16 protein-coding genes are annotated in these 18771 nt (G+C 64.8%); 12 read left to right on the top strand and 4 right to left on the bottom strand.

Going from position 1 to position 18771, the window contains the following annotated elements; translation table 11 throughout:
• Positions 1–62 precede the first annotated feature (62 nt).
• From eat to eutC, 3 genes are read left to right on the top strand one after another with little or no spacing between them, the layout of a single operon-like run.
• Entirely contained in the window at positions 63–1490 is a 1428-nt protein-coding gene (gene eat / locus RHO23_RS09215; protein WP_423488955.1) for an ethanolamine permease, read from the top strand.
• Positions 1487–2899 (top strand): ethanolamine ammonia-lyase subunit EutB, encoded by a 1413-nt coding sequence (locus RHO23_RS09210; protein WP_423488954.1) that lies wholly within the window; start codon positions 1487–1489, stop codon positions 2897–2899. Before eat ends, RHO23_RS09210 begins: the two co-directional genes overlap by 4 nt.
• Entirely contained in the window at positions 2899–3672 is a 774-nt protein-coding gene (gene eutC / locus RHO23_RS09205) for an ethanolamine ammonia-lyase subunit EutC (protein ID WP_423488953.1), read from the top strand. The genes RHO23_RS09210 and eutC overlap by 1 nt, the downstream gene beginning before the upstream one ends.
• Before the next feature lie 9 nt (positions 3673–3681).
• Here eutC and RHO23_RS09200 read toward each other — a convergent pair whose 3' ends face one another.
• The 3 genes from RHO23_RS09200 to RHO23_RS09190 are packed head-to-tail and all read right to left on the bottom strand — an operon-like array spanning position 3682 to position 6610.
• Positions 3682–5625 (bottom strand): gamma-glutamyltransferase family protein, encoded by a 1944-nt coding sequence (locus tag RHO23_RS09200; protein WP_423488952.1) that lies wholly within the window; start codon positions 5623–5625, stop codon positions 3682–3684.
• A 19-nt stretch (positions 5626–5644) separates the two neighbouring features.
• Positions 5645–6277: a hypothetical protein gene (locus tag RHO23_RS09195; RefSeq protein ID WP_423488951.1), complete on the bottom strand. Its 633-nt coding sequence runs from the start codon at positions 6275–6277 to the stop codon at positions 5645–5647.
• An 18-nt stretch (positions 6278–6295) separates the two neighbouring features.
• A complete protein-coding gene (locus RHO23_RS09190; protein WP_057967980.1) occupies positions 6296–6610 on the bottom strand; it encodes a hypothetical protein in 315 nt (104 codons plus the stop codon).
• A gap of 268 nt (positions 6611–6878) precedes the next feature.
• On the opposite strand from RHO23_RS09190, the gene RHO23_RS09185 reads away from it, so the two are divergent.
• The 9 genes from RHO23_RS09185 (at position 6879) to tpiA (ending at position 17034) form a co-directional block, all read left to right on the top strand.
• Complete coding sequence (locus RHO23_RS09185; RefSeq protein ID WP_030093505.1) at positions 6879–7205, top strand: heme-binding protein; 327 nt, start codon at positions 6879–6881, stop codon at positions 7203–7205.
• Between the two features lie 312 nt (positions 7206–7517).
• Complete coding sequence (gene uvrC / locus RHO23_RS09180) at positions 7518–9593, top strand: excinuclease ABC subunit UvrC (protein ID WP_057967982.1); 2076 nt, start codon at positions 7518–7520, stop codon at positions 9591–9593.
• On the top strand, positions 9565–10479 hold the full coding sequence (gene rapZ, locus RHO23_RS09175; RefSeq protein WP_057965939.1) for an RNase adapter RapZ: 915 nt from the start codon (positions 9565–9567) through the stop codon (positions 10477–10479). Before uvrC ends, rapZ begins: the two co-directional genes overlap by 29 nt.
• Entirely contained in the window at positions 10476–11552 is a 1077-nt protein-coding gene (locus RHO23_RS09170) for a gluconeogenesis factor YvcK family protein (protein WP_046253867.1), read from the top strand. Before rapZ ends, RHO23_RS09170 begins: the two co-directional genes overlap by 4 nt.
• Positions 11549–12526 carry a DNA-binding protein WhiA gene (gene whiA / locus RHO23_RS09165; RefSeq protein WP_030093500.1) on the top strand — a complete coding sequence of 326 codons (978 nt, stop codon included), beginning with the start codon at positions 11549–11551 and terminating at the stop codon, positions 12524–12526. The genes RHO23_RS09170 and whiA overlap by 4 nt, the downstream gene beginning before the upstream one ends.
• A 179-nt stretch (positions 12527–12705) precedes the next feature.
• Positions 12706–13929, top strand: coding sequence for an MFS transporter (locus tag RHO23_RS09160; RefSeq protein WP_030093499.1), 1224 nt, complete (start codon positions 12706–12708; stop codon positions 13927–13929).
• A 56-nt stretch (positions 13930–13985) separates the two neighbouring features.
• Entirely contained in the window at positions 13986–15008 is a 1023-nt protein-coding gene (gap, locus tag RHO23_RS09155; RefSeq protein WP_030093498.1) for a type I glyceraldehyde-3-phosphate dehydrogenase, read from the top strand.
• 2 nt (positions 15009–15010) lie between these two features.
• The gene (locus RHO23_RS09150; protein WP_064408971.1) at positions 15011–16237 is read left to right on the top strand and encodes a phosphoglycerate kinase; all 1227 of its coding nucleotides are present in this window, start codon (positions 15011–15013) and stop codon (positions 16235–16237) included.
• 11 nt (positions 16238–16248) lie between these two features.
• Positions 16249–17034, top strand: coding sequence for a triose-phosphate isomerase (tpiA, locus tag RHO23_RS09145; protein WP_064408970.1), 786 nt, complete (start codon positions 16249–16251; stop codon positions 17032–17034).
• Between the two features lies 1 nt (position 17035).
• Here tpiA and RHO23_RS09140 read toward each other — a convergent pair whose 3' ends face one another.
• Positions 17036–18706, bottom strand: coding sequence for a DUF2207 domain-containing protein (locus tag RHO23_RS09140; RefSeq protein ID WP_423489200.1), 1671 nt, complete (start codon positions 18704–18706; stop codon positions 17036–17038).
• Positions 18707–18771 lie beyond the last annotated feature (65 nt).

Below are 18771 nucleotides of genomic sequence, written 5' to 3'. Positions count from 1 at the left end.
GCGATATCACCCGAAAGCGAAGTCATTCACCTGAATTGATCTGTGGAGAGCAAGGAAACGATATGGCGACCACCAAGCACGGCCTCGTCGAGGAGCATCTGGAAAGCGCGGACTATCTGCGCAAGCGCCAACTCAAATCGGGGAGCGCGGGCTGGCTGCTGCTGGCCGGTCTCGGGGTGAGTTACGTGGTGTCCGGCGACTATTCGGGCTGGAACTTTGGCCTCGGCCAAGGTGGTTTCGGTGGGCTGGCCATCGCCACCGTGGTGATCGCCGGCATGTACCTGGCACTGGTGCTGGGGATGGCCGAACTCTCGTCGGCGCTGCCGACGGCTGGCGGCGGTTACACCTTCGCGCGCCGTGCGCTCGGTCCGTGGGGCGGATTTGCCACGGGCACAGCAATTCTCATCGAATACTCGATCGCTCCGGCCGCCATCGCCACCTTCATCGGCGCGTATGTCCAATCGCTGGGTCTGTTCGGCATCACCAACGGATGGTGGGTTTACCTGGCCGCCTATGCGTTGTTCATCGGGATCCACCTATCCGGGGTTGGCGAGGCGCTCAAGGTGATGTTCGTGATCACCGCGATCGCCTTGGTGGGCCTGCTGATCTTCGCGGTTGCGGCGGCCGGCCAGTTCGACGTTCACAATCTCACCAACATCGCGGTCGATGCGGGTGCGGCCGGGGCCTCTAGTTTCCTGCCGCATGGATATCTGGGTATCTGGGCGGCGATCCCGTTCGCGATCTGGTTCTTCCTTGCCGTCGAGGGTGTACCGCTGGCAGCGGAGGAGACGGCCAATCCGGAACGCAATGTGCCGAGGGGGATTATCGCGGCGATTGGCGTGCTGCTGGTGACCTGCGCGATCGCACTGGTGCTGACCACGGGGGCCGGTGGCGCGGAACAGATGTCGGACTCGGGCAATCCGCTGGTCGAGGCGCTCGGCCATGGCACAGCCGCCAAGCTGGTCAACTACATCGGGTTGGCCGGGCTCGTCGCCAGCTTCTTCTCGATCATCTACGCATACTCACGGCAGCTGTTCGCGCTCTCGCGCGCGGGCTATCTCCCGACGGTGCTGTCGGTGACCAATTCGCGGAAGGCCCCCACGCTGGCGCTGATCGTCCCCGGCGTCATCGGGTTCGCGCTGTCGTTGACGGGGCATGGCGACCTGCTGCTCAACATGGCGGTCTTCGGTGCGGCCCTGAGCTATGTGCTGATGATGTTCAGCCACATCGTGCTTCGCGTGCGCGAGCCCAACATGCCGCGGCCGTACCGTACCCCGGGCGGTGTGGCCACCACTGGCTTTGCTTTGGCGATCGCGGTGCTGGCGGTCATCGCGACCTTCCTGGTCAACCCGGTCGCCGCGGGCTTGTGCCTGGCGGTGTTCGCGGCATTCATGGTCTATTTCGCGCTGTACAGCCGCCACCGTCTGGTGGCGAATTCGCCCGACGAGGAGTTCGCGATGCTGGCGGAGGCTGAAAGCGAGCTCACGTGAAGTACCGGCAACAGGTCGCGGGAGTCAGCTACGCCTTCGACGGGCTGGTGGACGTGATGGCCAAGGCGACGCCGCTGCGGTCGGGTGATCAGCTGGCCGGCTGCGCGGCGGATTCTGATGCCGAACGGGCAGCCGCGGCATGGGTTCTCGCGGACCTGCCACTCGACACTTTTCTCAACGAAGCGATGGTGCCCTACGAAACCGATGAGGTAACCCGGCTGATCATCGACAGCCATGATCGTGGCGCCTACTCGGACATCTCGCATCTGACGGTAGGCGGCTTTCGGGATTGGTTGCTGCAGAGTGCTTCCCACGACGACGGCGCTCAGCGCATCGCTGCCGTGTCTGCCGGGGTAACCCCGGAGATGGCGGCGGCGGTCAGCAAGATCATGCGCAATCAAGACCTGGTGGCGGTCGGGTCGGCGATGCGGGTGAGCGCGGCTTTCCGCACCACGGTCGGTGGCGTGGGCACGCTGGCCACCCGGCTACAACCGAATCACCCCACCGACGATCCTCGGGGTGTCGCCGCAGCCGTACTCGATGGGCTGCTTCTGGGGTGCGGTGACGCGGTGATCGGTATCAACCCGGCGACCGATTCGCCGGAAGCCACCTCGGAGCTGCTTCATCTGCTGGACTCCATCAGGTCGCGCTACGACATTCCGACCCAGTCATGCGTCCTGTCACACATCACCACCACCATCGGATTGATCGAGCGGGGCGCGCCGGTAGATCTGACGTTCCAATCGATCGCCGGCACCGAGGGCGCCAATTCTGCTTTCGGAGTGAACATTGCGTTGCTGCGTGAAGGTCGCGATGCGACCCGGGCGCTGCGGCGCGGGACCGTCGGTGACAACGTCATGTACCTCGAAACCGGGCAGGGTTCGGCGCTGAGCTCCCAGGCCCACCTGGGTACCGGCGATAAACCTGTCGATCAGCAGACCCTCGAAACGCGCGCCTACGCGGTGGCCCGCGATCTGGAGCCATTCCTGGTCAACACCGTTGTCGGATTCATCGGGCCGGAATACCTCTACGACGGAAAGCAGATCATCCGCGCCGGATTGGAGGACCACTTCTGCGGCAAGCTGCTTGGTCTGCCGATGGGTGTCGATGTTTGTTACACCAACCACGCAGAGGCAGATCAGAACGATATGGACACACTGCTGATCCTGCTTGCCGCGGCCGGGGTGGCATTCGTCATCACTGTTCCCGGTGCCGACGATGTGATGCTCGGCTACCAGAGTCTGTCGTTTCATGATGTCCTGCAAGCGCGCCGGACGCTGGGCCTGCGTCCGGCACCCGAGTTCGAACAGTGGCTGCGTGCCATCGGAATGGTCGACGAAGCCGGCGCTATCACCCCCTTTGACGTGACGAGCTCGCCGTTGCGTGCGCTGACGGCATCGGGTGCCTGATGACGACAGGTGATGTTGCCCGCCAAAAGTTTTGGAAAGAACTGAGGGTGAACACCCAGGCCCGGATTGGTCTGGACCGGGCGGGCAATGCGCTGCACACGCGGGATGTGCTGGACTTGGCCGCCGCGCACGCGGCCGCCCGCGATGCGGTCCACGTGCCCCTGGACACCGAGCGTCTCACCGCCGAAGTCGGTGGTATCGGACTGGGGACACCCGCGGTGGTCACCAGTCAAGTGAGTTCGCGCGCAGAGTATTTACGCAGACCCGACCTAGGGCGGTTGCCGGCGGACTTGTCGTCGGTGCCGCGGGAAGGCGCCGATATCGGCTTCGTGCTGGCCGATGGTCTGTCACCCACGGCCCTTATGCGCCACGGCGTCCCGCTGCTGTGCGAACTCGTTCTGCAGCTTGGCGTTTCCTATAGCCTGGCCGCACCCGTGATCGCCACGCAGTCCCGGGTGGCGCTGGGCGATCACATCGCCGCGCAGGGGCGGTACCGCACGCTGATTGTGATCATTGGCGAGCGCCCGGGCCTGAGCGTTGTCGACAGCCTCGGCATCTATCTCACGCATCTGCCGCGCCCGGGTTGTACCGACGCCGACCGCAACTGCATTTCCAATATCCACCCGCCGGACGGGCTCAGTTACCGGGAGGCCGCACACATCGCGGCGAGTCTGGTCCGTGGCGCGCGCCGGTTGGGCCGTTCTGGCGTGTCGCTCAAGGACACTTCGCGTGCGGGCGTGATCGACGGGGCCGGGCAGGGTGTGTTGGGCTGATCTGGGTGCTTACCCCGTGTCACCCATGACGAGGCCCTCACGGCGCGGATCCGCACCGCCGATCCACCCCTGACCTCGTCGCACCAGCGCCGACAGCCCACTGGACTGGTCGGCGACATCGACAGTGTGTCCGCGACTGCGCAGCCCTTGGACCAGTGGATCATCGGAGCCGTTGTTGTGCGCGTCGATGTTGGGGTGTTCTCCACCGACGTTTGTCTTGCGTGAGTTGTTGGCGCCGAAGTCCACCATGGAAACCGCCTGTTGCGGGTCGAGTCCCCAATCCAAAATACCGACAAGGGTTTTCACCACGAATTGGATGATCACCGCACCGCCCGGAGAACCCAGCGCCAGCAGCAGGGCGCCACGCTTGCCGGACTCCGCACGTTCGAAGACCAGGGTGGGGGCCATGGAGCTGCGCGGCCGTTTTCCCGGTTGTAGCCGGTTGGCAACGGGAAGCCCGTCCTTGCCCACGGGCTCGGCGGAGAAGTCGGTGAGCTGATTGTTGAGGATGAAGCCGTCGACCATGTGGAAGGAGCCGAATGCGGATTCCACTGTGGTGGTGAGCGATGCGGCATTGCCTTGCCTATCGACGACCGTCACCTGGCTGGTGCCGTGTTCGGGAGTGGACACCGCCGCAGAGGCTGGAACGTTGAATTCGCCGGGCTTGGCGGTGCCCATCGTCTTCTCGCCGGAGATCAGCCTGGCACGTGCGCTGAGGTAGGTCGGGTTGAGCAGGGTGTTGGGTGAGTTACCCGGCAGTGCCACGAAATCGGTGTCGGCGACGTACTTGTCGCGATCGGCGTAGGCCAGCCGCTCGGCCTCCGCGATGTAGTGCACTCCGTCCACCGTGGGTCTGCCGCCGTCCAGGTCGACGTCGGTGGGGCGGTAGGAGGCCATCGGAAAGTTCTGCAGGATGCCCAGGGTGGCGGCGACGGCGATGCCACCCGAGGATGGCGCCGGCATGCCGCAGATTTCGTGATCGCGGTATGTGGTGCAGAGGGATTCACGGCGCTTGGCCGTGTACCCGGAGAGATCGGCCGTCGTCATCAGGCTCGGGGTGCGGCCGGACGACGTATCTGCTGCCGCGGCGACGATGTCCTCGGCGATGGCGCCCCGGTAGAACGCCTCGGGTCCGTCGGTGGCCACCGCGCCGAGGGTTTTCGCGTAAGCCGGATTGGTCAGCTTGGTCCCCGCGGATTTCGCTGATCCGTCGGGGTTGAGAAAGTACGTGCCCGCCTCGGGATCGATGGCAAGGCCGGCCGCCGAGTCGCTGATGGCGGCGGCGAGGCGCGGGCTGATCTCGAAACCTTCGTCGGCCAATTGAACTGCCGGTGTGAACAAATCGCGCCATGAAACGGTGCCATGCGCGGAATGGGCGTCGTGGAGTAAACGAAGGATGCCGGGAACCCCGATGGAGCGGCCCGATGATCGGGCATCGGGTATGGGCTTGGCTCTGTTGGCGTCATCGATCCAGCGCAGATAATTTTCGGTGGCGGCCGCGGGAGCCACCTCGCGGCCGTCGTATGTCTCGACGGCACCGGTCTTGGCGTCGTAGTAGACGAGGAAACCTCCGCCACCGATCCCGGAGGATTGTGGCTCGACGAGCCCGAGGACAGCTTGTGCGGTGATCAATGCGTCCGCCGCGGAGCCGCCGTCGCGTAGCACCCGACAGGCCGCCTGGGTGGCCAGCGGGTTGGCCGTCGCGACGGCAAAGCTGGCAGTGCGTACGGCAGTCATGCCCGTGCGATAGCCGGTCGCGACCTCGGGGTTGGTGGAGATATCGCGTTCCCCGGAGGGACCCGCAGTGGCGGTGTTCGTGACGGGAACGCCATTGGTGACGATGCTGCACGGCTCGGATCCGGCGCCCGGGCGCATTGCGTGATCGGTCGAGCAGCCGACCGTCACGAGTGCGGCGAGGGCGAGGACGGCTAGCGGTCGTGGTGGAATCCTCACAGTTCCATGACGTTAGCGGCTACCGCGTGAGATCCACCGGGTGGTAGGAGAAACCGATCTCGATGGGCGTGTTGGTGAGTTCAGAACTCCGGGCGGACAGCACCGACTGGCCATCGGGATCGATCGTGACGGTCAGTGGGATCACGGTGCCCTTGCTGTTGGTTACTGCCGGGGATGCGAACATCCCGACCAGCAGTGGCGGCTGATCCGGACCAGCATCGGATTCGATCAGCAGCGTGGTGTCATGACGCACCCAGTGTGTGCCCGCGGGAAGCGCGAGGTGCAGGTTGTAGTCGAATGAGTCGGAAGGGTTCTTCTTCACGATGGTGAAGTACTCGCCGCCGTCGACAAGGGGGGTCACCGTGAAGTCGGTGTCGGCAGACCGATAGGTCGCCTCGCCGTCGGGTCCCCATTCGGCGGGCATGAGGGGTGCGCTGTCGGGCAGGTGGATTGTCAGCAGCTCGCCGGGTTTACCGGTCCTGACCTTGATGCCCTCCTGCGCGAAGACGGGAAGTATCGCTGTGCGCGTGGCGGCTTCAGAATTCGGTGCGGGTGCCGGGGTGTCGGGATCGGCCGCGGCGATCGCGGGTGACAAGGCGATCCCGCTCATCGTCAGCAATGCGGTGGCCAGGGAACTAATGCCGAACTTCATTCAATTCGTCCTTCTGTGTCAGCACGCCAGCGTGACGTGGGCGACCTTGGTGGAGACTGGAACTGATGTCGGCCTGTTGCGCATATCACGCGCGCTGGCGACGTTGGAAACCGGCGATTGCTGATTGACGGATTGGACGGTGCAGTTATCTGGATGACCGGATCCGATTCTCGTCACGGTGACGCGATAGCCGCTGGCCTGCAGGCTGTTGATCACCGCATCGGCGTCGTTCGACGGTCGGGCCTGCGCGTGAATCGCCGTCGCCAGAGAAAAGCTGGAAGCCGCTACGAGCAGGACGGGTATGAATCCACCAGGCAATCTACGCACCGTCATAAAGCCCTCACCTTGTAGTTGATTCTCTTTTCAGGCTAGCCGATCACACGCGCCGCGTCTGGAAGCCCGTGATTCTGAGCTGCGTTAAGTGCGGGGCCCAGCCTGGTCGGGTGCGGATACGTGCCGGGTTGTCGCATGAACAGCAATCCAACGATTGAGCCTTACCAAGTAAACAGCTACCCATCAATGGGTTAACAACGTTAGCTCGATGCTACTGTTGTTTATGCGAATAGCCGTGGCGAAGGTGATGTCTGGATATGTGTCGTCGATGCTTATCGGGGGTGTATTTCTTTGTAATATTGCTCACGCAGACCCAAGTGCCGAACCGCCCGACTGCTCGGCTGCTGACTTAGCGGGGATTGTGGCGGGGGTTTCCGCCTCGGAATCGGTCTATCTGCACACGCACCCTGACGTGAATGACTTCTTGTCCGGTTTGAAGGGCAAAAATGCTAAGGAAATTCGTACTGAACTGCGGCAGTACATGAGCTCACACCCGGATGTAAAACAAGATCTTCAGGATATTCGTCGGCCACTCACCGATTTCAAGAGCAGGTGCAGTGCCGAGTCGCTTGAATCAGTCGGCGATTCGGAATAGGGGGCAATGGCGATGCGCAGTGTTGCATTTATCACTGGCCTCCTGAAGCGAGGATCCATCATCGGAATGGCCGCATTGGCGTTGTTTGCCACTGCAAGTCTGAACGTTGCGCACGCGGACATTCCGCCGTGCGCCCCGCACGAAGACCCCGAGCACTATCGATGCAAGATCTACACAGACGATCCATTTGGCGTGTGGGAGTCCGAGGTCGAGCAGGAGCTGCTGGGGATTCCTTGGTCCGACCACTGACGGGCCGGGCCGGACGTGCTCTGCTCGCCAGGGTTAGTCGGACTCCGCGACTAGCCTGGATACGTGCCTGATCCCTCGACCTATCGACCGGCTCCCGGCTCGATACCCGTCGAGCCGGGGGTCTATCGATTCCGTGATCCGCACGGACGGGTCATCTACGTGGGCAAGGCCAAGAGCCTTCGTAGCCGGCTCACCTCGTACTTCGCTGATGTCGCCAGTCTGCATCCGCGTACCCGGCAGATGGTCACCACTGCGGGCAGCGTGGAGTGGACCGTGGTGGGCACCGAGGTCGAAGCGCTGCAGCTCGAGTACAACTGGATCAAGGAATTCGATCCGCGCTTCAACGTGCGCTACCGCGACGACAAGTCGTATCCGGTGCTCGCCGTCACGCTCAATGAGGAGTACCCGCGGCTGTTCGTCTATCGCGGGCCTCGCCGTAAGGGCGTGCGTTACTTCGGCCCGTACTCGCATGCATGGGCGATCAGGGAGACGCTCGACCTGCTTACCCGGGTCTTCCCGGCCCGCACCTGCTCTAACGGAGTGTTCAAGCGGCACAAACAGATTGACCGCCCTTGCTTGCTGGGATACATCGAGAAATGTTCGGCGCCCTGCATCGGGCGGGTGAGCGCCGAAGAGCACCGGGAGATCGTTCTCGATTTCTGCGACTTCCTCTCTGGCAAGACGGATCGTCTGGCCCGGGACATGGAACGTGAAATGAACCACGCGGCTAAGGAACTCAATTTCGAGCGGGCGGCGCGGCTGCGCGACAACATTTCTGCCTTGCAGCGTGCACTGGAGCGACAGACTGTTGTGTTCGGAGATGGCACCGACGCCGATGTGGTGGCCTTCGCCGACGACGAGCTGGAAGCCGCGGTGCAGGTGTTCCATGTGCGTGGTGGGCGGGTTCGCGGCCAACGTGGCTGGATTGTCGAAAAGTCGGGGGACCCGGGCGATTCCGATCTTGAGGGACTCGTCGAACAGTTCCTCACTCAGTTTTACGGCGACCAGGCCGATCTCGCCTATGTCGCCGACACGGATGCCGACGTGGCCCCGGTGCCGCGTGAGGTTCTCGTGCCGGTGCTGCCGCGTGATGCCGAGGGCATGACCTCTTGGTTGACCGGTCTACGGGGTTCCCGGGTCTCGTTGCGGGTACCGCAGCGTGGCGACAAAAAGGCGCTCGCCGAGACGGTGGAGCGCAATGCAAAAGAGGCCCTGTCGCAGCACAAGCTCAAGCGCGCAGGCGATCTCACCACAAGGTCGGCGGCGTTGCAGGAGCTTCAGGATGCGCTCGGCCTGGAGCAGGCGCCGCTGCGCATCGAGTGCATCGACATCAGCCATGTCCAGGGCACCGACGTGGTGGCCTCGCTGGTGGTCTTCGAGGATGGGCTATCCCGCCGGTCGGACTACCGCCACTACAGCATCAGGGAGGCTGCCGGGGATGGGCGCTCCGACGACGTCGGGTCCATTGCGGAGGTGACGCGGCGCCGATTCGCCCGGCACGTGCAGGATCAGCAGGTTCACGGTGACAGTGGTGCGGTATTGGATGTCGCCGGCGTTGCGGCTCCGGGGTTGGACGTCGCCGGCGTTGCGGCTCCGGAAGGCAGGTCGAGGAAGTTCGCCTATCCGCCCAACCTTTTCGTCGTCGACGGTGGTGCGCCTCAGGTCAACGCGGCCGCTGCCGAACTGAGCGAGCTGGGTGTCACCGATGTCGCGGTCATTGGATTGGCCAAGCGCCTCGAGGAGGTGTGGGTGCCGGGTGAGCCGGATCCGGTGATTCTGCCGAGGACGAGTGAGGCGTTGTATCTGCTGCAGCGTGTTCGTGACGAGGCGCACCGATTCGCCATCACGTTCCATCGCAGCAAGAGGTCCCGGCGGATGACCGCCTCGGTGCTCGATGGCATACCGGGGCTGGGGGAGGCGCGCCGGGCCGCGCTCGTCTCGCACTTCGGTTCGGTGGCGCAGCTCAAGAAGGCCAGCGTCGAGGAGATCACCGCGGTTCCGGGCATCGGTGCGGCCACAGCACTGGCGGTACGTGAGGCACTCGTCGGTCCAGTCAATTCGGAGGCGACTTCCGGTGCAACCGAAGCACCACTGCCCGCCATGGTCGAAAATGGAGTCGATGACAATCGATCCTCTTAGCGTGGCCAGCGGACCCGCGAACGCCGATATCGACGTCGTCCTGGTCACGGGCCTATCGGGCGCGGGACGCGGCACCACCGCCAAGGTGCTCGAAGACCTGGGATGGTATGTCGCCGATAACCTGCCGCCGGAATTGATCACCCGGATGGTGGACCTGGGTCTTGCCGCGGGTTCACGTATCACCCAGCTCGCGGTGGTGATGGATGTCCGCTCCCGGGGCTTCACCGGCGATCTGGAATCGGTGCGTGCCGATCTGGCCACCCGGGGGATCAGCCCACGTGTGCTCTTCCTGGAGGCATCCGACGAGAGCCTGGTGCGGCGCTACGAACAGAACCGGCGCAGTCACCCGCTGCAGGGCGGTCAGACCCTTGCCGAGGGCATCGCCGCCGAACGCACATTGCTCTCACCGATCCGGGCCTCGGCGGATCTGGTCATCGACACATCGTCGCTGCCCGTGCCCGCACTGCGTGCCGCTATCGAGCGTGCCTTCAGCACCGAGACGGTCGCGCATCTGAGCGTCACCGTGGAATCTTTCGGATTCAAATATGGGCTACCGATGGATGCCGATATGGTCGTCGACGTCCGATTTCTACCGAACCCACACTGGGTTGACGAGCTGCGACCGCATACCGGTCAGCATCCGTCGGTGAGCCAGTACGTATTGAGCCAACCCGGCGCGGACGAGTTCCTGGACACCTACCATCGGCTGCTGAACCTCGTCATCGACGGTTACCGGCGAGAGGGAAAGCGCTACATGACAATCGCGGTTGGCTGTACCGGCGGCAAGCATCGCAGTGTCGCGATCACCGAGGCCCTGGCCGCATCGTTTGCCCCCGATGAAGACCTGTCGGTGCGGGTATTGCACCGTGACTTGGGGCGCGAATGAACCCCGGCATCGACCAGCCGTTCACGCGCCGCGAACCCCGGATCGTTGCCCTCGGTGGTGGCCACGGTCTGTACGCCACACTTTCGGCGGCGCGACGGCTCACCCATGACATCACCGCCGTGGTGACGGTGTCCGATGACGGCGGCTCGTCCGGGCGAATTCGCTCCGAGCTAGGGATCGTGCCACCCGGCGATCTGCGCATGGCGTTGGCGGCGCTCGCCTCCGACAGCCCGCGCGGGCGCATGTGGGCCACGGCCATCCAGCACCGCCTGGGCGGCAATGGCGGGTTGGCGGGGCACCCGATCGGCAACCTGATCCTGGCCGGGCTCACCGACATGCTCGCCGATCCGGTCTCCGCGCTCGACGAGATGGGCCGCATGCTCGGCATCACCGGCCGGGTGCTGCCGATGTGCCCTATTCCGTTGCAGATCGAGGCCGACGTATCCGGTCTGGAGTCCGACCCGCGGATGAGCCGGGTGATCCGCGGGCAGGTGGCGCTGGCGACTACCCCAGGCAAGGTGCGCCGCGTCCGCATGCATCCGGGCAACCCGCCTGCCACCCGGCAGGCCGTAGAGGCCATCATGGCCGCCGACCTGGTGGTTTTAGGGCCCGGGTCCTGGTTCACCAGTGTCATCCCGCATGTCCTGGTGCCCGAACTTTTCGCTGCTTTGCAGCAGACCCAGGCCCGCAAGGCCCTGATCTTGAATCTGGCACCGGAGCCGGGGGAGACGGCGGGCTTTTCCGCGGAGCGTCATTTGCACGTACTCTCGCAACACGCGCCCGAGTTCGGTGTACACGACATCGTCGTCGAATCCGCATCCGCAGATGACACCGAACGCGACCACTTGACCAGGGCAGCCGCCTTGTTCAATGCGCACGTTCAGTTCGCTGACGTCTCGCGCCCTGGTACACATTTACATGACCCTGCGAAACTGTCGGCGGTCTTGGATCGAGTACGAACGGGTAGCGCGGCCGCGGCCGCGGGAACAGATGCCGAATCCACGGTGCGCCTGGCAGCGGGGGGCGGGAGCACGCAGCATGGAATTCAGAGAGGGGACACCCCGTGGCGATGACCGCCGAGGTCAAAGACGAACTGAGCCGCCTGGTGGTGACTCAGGTCAGTAGCCGCCGCGCCGAGGTCGCGTCGCTGCTGCGGTTCGCCGGCGGACTGCATATCGTCAGCGGCCGGGTTGTCGTCGAGGCAGAAGTCGACCAGGGCAGCATCGCGCGGCGTCTCCGCAAGGACATCTTCGATCTGTACGGCTATAACGCCGTGGTGCACGTGTTGTCCGCGGGCGGCATCCGCAAGACCACTCGTTATGTGGTCCGCGTCGCCAAGGACGGAGAAGCGTTGGCGCGGCAGACCGGTCTGCTCGATCTGCGGGGCCGCCCGGTGCGCGGGCTGCCAGCACAGGTGGTCGGCGGCAGCGTGGCCGATGCCGAGGCCGCCTGGCGTGGCGCGTTCCTGGCACACGGCTCGCTGACAGAACCTGGCCGGTCATCGGCGCTGGAGGTCAGCTGCCCGGGACCGGAGGCCGCGCTGGCCCTGGTGGGTGCGGCCCGACGGCTCGGCGTGAGCGCGAAGGCGCGTGAGGTGCGGGGCAGTGATCGGGTGGTGGTTCGCGATGGCGAGGCCATCGGTGCCTTGCTCACCCGGATGGGCGCGCAGGACACCCGACTGACGTGGGAAGAACGCCGGATGCGCCGCGAAGTGCGGGCAACGGCGAACAGGCTCGCGAATTTCGACGACGCGAACCTGCGCAGGTCCGCGCGTGCTGCGGTCGCTGCGGCTGCACGCGTGGAGCGTGCCCTGGAAATCCTTGGCGACACAGTGCCCGACCACCTCGCGGCCGCCGGAAAGCTGCGCGTTGAGCACCGGCAGGCATCACTTGAGGAGCTGGGCCGCCTCGCCGATCCGGTGATGACCAAAGATGCTGTCGCGGGCCGTATTCGGCGATTGCTTTCGATGGCCGACCGCAAGGCCAAGACCGACGGCATCCCCGATACCGAGTCCGCGGTGACTCCGGAGCTGCTCGAAGAGGCGTAACAAGTCCCCTCACGCCGAGCGAAAACCGATGGCGAATTGTCGGAGCGCTTTCGTACCCTGAATCGGTGGACTTCGCTAAGCAGGTGAAAACCGAAGCGGTCCTTGGGGAAATGCCCGAGGACTCTTCGGGCGAAGAGCCACACCATCAGAGCACCGGGCTCCCGCGCGCACTGCGTCCGCTGCGGCATCGCGACTATCGACTGCTGACTCTGGGCCTAGCGGTGACCCTGCTGGGCAATGGCATGTGGACGGTGGCGCTTGTCTGGCAGGTCATCCGGATGGGACTCGGGCCGGCGCAGGTGGCCATCGTCGGCACCACCTTCAGCGTGGGTCTACTGATCAGCGTGCTGCCCGCCGGTGTCGCCGCTGATCGACTGCCCAAGTTGTGGGTGATGCGGTGCTCGCTGGCCGTGCAGACGGTGCTGATGTTCACCACCGCGACGCTCGCGCTGACGGGTGCCGCCCACATCTGGCATCTGGCGCTCAACTCACTGTTGTTCGGGATCGCCGAGGGTTTCTACATCCCGGCCTACACCGCGTTGTTGCCAAGTTTGTTGCCTGCCGATGAGCTGTTGGCGGCCAACGGAATCGAAGGTGTGCTGCGGCCCGTGATGCAGCTTGCGGCCGGTCCCGCGGTCAGTGCCGCCATCGTCAGCGTGTGGTCACCGGGTGGGGCGTTCCTCTTGGAGGGTGCGCTGGTGGCGGCGGGTCTGGGCTGTCTGCTGCTGGTTCGGCACACCCACGAGCCGGCCGCCGCGCCCGATGTACGTCAGCATCCCGTGCGCCGTGCGCTGGCCGATTTGGCGGAGGGATTCCGCTACATGGTGCGCACCACGTGGTTCTTCGCCACACTGCTGTTCGCGATCGGCTATGTGCTGGTGGTCGTCGGGCCCATCGAGATTCTGCTGCCGTTCGTCATCCGGGACCATGGCGGAGACCCCGGCACACATGCCACGGTGCTGGCGTTGTTTGGTCTGGCCGGCGCGGCCGGGTCCTTCATCGTGTCGTCACTGCCTCTGGCCCGCCGGTACCTGACGGTGATGATCCTGATGTGGGGAGCGGGGTCCTTGCCCCTGCTGCTCATCGGGTTCACCGGACGCGTCTGGATGATCGCCCTCGCCATGATCATCGTGGGCGGCACCATGCAGGCGGCCAACGTCATCTGGGGCACCCTGATGCAGCGTCGCGTGCCCGAGGAGATGCTCGGCCGCGCGGCCAGCATGGACTTCTTCGTGTCCCTCGTCGGCCTGCCCGCCTCGTTCGCACTGGTGGTTCCGGTGGCGCACATCATCGGCAACACCACGGTGTTCGTCATCGCTGGCGTGGCGCCGCTGGTGTTGGCGGTCATCGCCCATATCGTCGCGCGACTGGGCCGGGACGAAATGGCTCACCCCCTGGGCTAATGTGAGTGCCGATAACGGGTACACCACAGATCAAACAGACTAAGAGGGAGCGCTACGTGACTGTCCGGGTAGGCGTAAACGGGTTTGGCCGGATCGGCCGGAACTTCTTTCGGGCACTGGACGCGCAGAAGGCTCAAGGGATCAACACCGACATCGAGATTGTCGCGGTCAACGACCTGACCGATAACGCCACCCTGGCCCACCTGCTGAAATTCGACTCCATTCTGGGGCGGCTGCCGTACGACGTCAGCCTGGAGGGCGACGACACCATCGTGGTCGGCGACCACAAGATCAAGGCCCTCGAGGTCCGCGAAGGCCCGGCGGCGCTGCCGTGGGGCGACCTGGGTGTCGACGTCGTCGTCGAATCGACCGGCATCTTCACCAAGCGTGAGAAGGCGCAGGGCCACCTGGACGCCGGTGCCAAGAAGGTCATCATCTCCGCGCCCGCCAGCGACGAGGACATCACCATCGTGCTGGGCGTCAACGACGACAAGTACGACGGCAGCCAGAACATCATCTCCAACGCCTCGTGCACCACGAACTGCCTCGGACCGCTGGCCAAGGTGCTCAACGACGAGTTCGGCATCGTCAAGGGCCTGATGACCACCATCCACGCCTACACCCAGGACCAGAACCTGCAGGACGGCCCGCACAGCGACCTGCGCCGTGCCCGCGCCGCCGCGCTGAACATCGTGCCGACCTCGACCGGTGCCGCCAAGGCCATCGGTCTGGTGCTGCCCGAGCTCAAGGGCAAGCTCGACGGTTACGCCCTGCGTGTGCCGATCCCCACCGGTTCGGCGACCGACCTCACCGTGGAACTCGCCAAGGCCGCGAGCGCCGATGAGATCAACGCCGCCATGAAGGCCGCCGCGGAGGGCAAGCTCAAGGGCATCCTGAAGTACTACGACGCGCCGATCGTGTCCTCGGACATCGTCACCGACCCGCACAGCTCGATCTTCGACGCGGGATTGACCAAGGTGATCGACAACCAGGCCAAGGTGGTCTCCTGGTACGACAACGAGTGGGGTTACTCGAACCGCCTCGTCGACCTGGTCGGCCTGGTCGGCAAGTCGCTGTAACGATGGCGATCAAGTCCCTCAACGACCTGCTGGCCGAGGGAGTTTCGGGCAAGGGCGTGCTGGTCCGGTCGGACCTGAACGTCCCGCTCGACGACAATCTCAACATCACCGACCCCGGTCGCATCGTGGCCTCGGTCCCGACCATCCGCGCGCTCGCGGGTGCCGGGGCCAAGGTCATCGTCACCGCGCACCTGGGCCGCCCGGACGGTGCGCCGGACCCCAAGCTGTCCCTGGCTCCGGTCGGTGCGGCGCTCAGTGAACTGCTGGGGCAGCACGTCCAGGTGGCCGGCGACGTTGTCGGGACCGATGCGCTGGCGCGTGCCGAAGGCCTGACCGACGGCGACGTGCTGCTGCTGGAGAACATCCGGTTCGACCCGCGTGAGACCAGCAAGGATGACGCGCAGCGGCGAGCGCTCGCCCAGGAGCTCGCCGAATTGGTCGGCGGCCCAACGGGTACCGACGGTGCGTTCGTCTCCGATGGATTCGGTGTGGTGCATCGCAAGCAGGCCTCCGTCTACGACGTGGCGACACTGCTGCCGCATTACGCGGGTGGTCTGGTGGCCGCCGAGGTGGAAGTTCTGCGCGTGCTCACGGCCAGCACCGAGCGCCCGTATGCGGTGGTGCTCGGCGGGTCCAAGGTCTCCGACAAGCTGGCAGTCATCGAATCGTTGGCTACCAAGGCCGACAGCCTGGTGATCGGTGGCGGGATGTGCTTCACCTTCCTGGCCGCGCAGGGGTTGCCGGTGGGCAAGTCGCTGGTGCAGCCGGAGATGATCGATACGTGCAAGCGGCTGCTGGATACCTATGCCGACGTGATTCACCTGCCGATGGACATCGTGGCAGCGGACGAGTTCGCCGCCGATTCACCCTCGGAAATCGTTGCCGCAGACGCTATCCCGGACGGCAAGATGGGTCTGGACATCGGGCCCGAGTCGGTGAAGCGGTTCACGGCCGTGCTGTCGAACGCCAAGACCATCTTCTGGAATGGTCCGATGGGTGTCTTCGAGTTCCCGGCTTTCGCCGCGGGTACTCGAGGGGTGGCCGAGGCGATCATCGCGGCCACCGAGAAGGGTGCGTTCAGTGTGGTCGGAGGCGGTGATTCGGCGGCCGCGGTGCGTGCGCTGGATCTGCCGGACGACGGCTTCTCGCACATCTCCACCGGTGGTGGCGCATCCCTGGAATACCTTGAGGGCAAGACGCTTCCGGGTATCGACGTTCTCGAAAGCTAGAGGAGCATCGCATGTCGCGTAAGCCGTTGATCGCCGGCAACTGGAAGATGAACCTCAATCACTTCGAGGCCATCGCCCTGGTGCAGAAGATCGCGTTCTCGTTGCCGGACAAGTATTTCGACAAGGTGGATGTGACGGTCATTCCGCCGTTCACCGACATCCGCAGCGTGCAAACTCTGGTCGACGGGGACAAGCTGCGGTTGACCTACGGCGCACAGGACCTGTCGGTGCACGACTCGGGTGCCTACACCGGCGAGATCAGCGGCGCCTTTCTGGCCAAACTGGGCGTCACGTACGTCGTGGTCGGGCATTCCGAGCGTCGTCAGTACCACGCCGAAGACGATGCGCTGGTCGCCGCCAAGGCGGCCGCGGCCCTCAAACACGGTCTGACGCCCATCGTCTGCATCGGAGAAGCCCTGGACATCCGCGAAGCGGGCGACCACGTGCAATACAACGTGGACTCGTTACGGGGGTCGCTGGCCGGGCTTACCTCCGAGCAGGTCGAGAAGGTCGTCATCGCCTACGAGCCGGTGTGGGCGATCGGCACCGGCCGAGTGGCCAGTGCCGCCGACGCTCAGGAAGTGTGTGCGGCGATCCGGGCCGAGTTGGCGCAGATCGCCAACGCCGACGTGGCGGCGTCCGTGCGAGTGCTCTATGGCGGCTCGGCCAACGCCAAGAACGTGGGCGAATTGGTTGCGCAGGAAGATGTGGACGGCGCTCTGGTGGGCGGCGCCTCGCTGGATGGCGAGCAGTTCGCCCAGATGTCGGCGATCGCGGCGGGCGGGCCGCTGCTCTAACTCAGTTCTGCGGCAGGTTCTGTAGGTGCGCGCCGCGCGCCAACACGCCGTCCAGAATGGTGAGGAAGGTCGGCAGATTTGCGGTGACGTTCGCCGTGGTTTTGTTGAGTTCTTCGGAAGTCGTTTCGTACCAATCGATTCCGGGTGAGCCGTCTGCGGCGGTATCGAGTGTTTCCATGGCTTTGAGCCATGCGTCGAGCTGCCCCAGGACGACAGCGTAGGGCGCCGCCCGGGTGAGGATGATCTCCCGGTCGGTGGGCTCCAAGTCCTCCATGTTGAGCTCACCCAAGTAGCGGCGCAGCGCGGCCACATGCGCTACCAGTAGCCGGCCACGAGCCGTCCGCACGGGAAGTAGCATTCCGGCCAGTGCGAGGACGGCTCCTACGCCGCATACCGCCACACCGATCATGGCGCTGCCGACGCTCAGCGCCAGGGCGGCCGTGATTACGAGACCGCCGAGTAGCACGCCGATCCCGTAACGGGTAAGGGAGCCAACGTGTTCTGGCGAACGGCGGAACCACCGATTGCGCTGGGCGTCGGCATACATCGTGTCGGAGATGCCGCCAAGATCCAGCCGGGAACCCGGTGTCTGGAAGCTGGATACGAAGACCGTCTCGGTGCCTTGGGGGAGCAGGATATTCAGCAGCTGGGTCTCGTAGGTGGTCAGTAGGCCATCCATCGGAGCGCGATGGGATATCTGCCAATCGAGCTGTGCACCGGGGCCGTCTGTTTCGGCGATCCAGAGGTATCCGCGCACCGCGAGGTCGACGATCGTCGCGGTGAGGTCCACAGCGTCGACACGCAGATCGACAACGGTGCCAACCTGTCCCGGTAGGACACCGTCCGGTGCTGCGAATCGTGCCCCCTTGTCATCGTGCACGAGGGGATCGGCCAAGGCGATGGCCATTTCGGCGGCCCGTGCATCACGACGGCGCGCGGTAATCACCCAGCAGGCTAGAGCGATCGCAGTGCCACCGAGCCCTGTGAGCGCGGTGATCGACGACCTCGTCAGCGCGAACGGCCCCGGCGCCCCGGGGATTGTTGTGAAGGTGGCGCTGGCCGGGACCGTACCGGCCGGCAGCATGACGCTGAAGACGACGACAGAATCCGGTGGGAGTTCGTTCTGCTGAAGCCGGATTACCCCGGTGTGATCGACCTGCGCTGAGGTACAACGTATTTGAAAACCTGGTGCGCCCACGGAGCATTCGGGAGAGCTGGGTTTGGTGCTCGGGGACACGAACGAGGCCGTGACGTTTCGCAGCCCCGAGTCCCATCCGGAGGCTACGGGCCACAGCACCTGTTGCCGATTAGCGATGTCGGTGACAGCGCCGCGCACCGTGTAGCTGATCGTGGCCGGGCCGTGAGCGACGGCGGTCAACGCTTTACCGTCCGAGATGGCCTGGGCGGCACCGGTAGTGGCTACCTGGTCGACTTCGAAATGCTGTACCCGATTGCCTTCGACGGCCGTGTCGAGCAGCAGACGACGTTGCAGCACTTGGTCCTTGGCAGGCGTGATGGTTTCGGTGATGTGCAGCGTGCCGTCCTCGGCCAGGTTCATGGCGACCGCCACGGTGCCGGCGGGATCGTCTGCGCGCGCAGGCGTCGCCGCGACCAGCCATCCGGTACCGAGCGTTAAACAGATCAACAGGCGCAACACCGCCCCGCGAATCATCTCTCCCACGGCGGTAACCCTAGGTCAGGGTCGATATGCTGGCGCGCATTCACCGAAGGTGTTCA

Origin of the sequence: Mycobacteroides sp. PCS013 (genome assembly GCF_049532645.1) — a bacterium.
Taxonomy (GTDB): domain Bacteria; phylum Actinomycetota; class Actinomycetes; order Mycobacteriales; family Mycobacteriaceae; genus Mycobacterium; species Mycobacterium gwanakae.
Note: the sequence above shows the minus strand (reverse complement) of the source record. Positions and strands in the feature narration are given on the sequence as shown.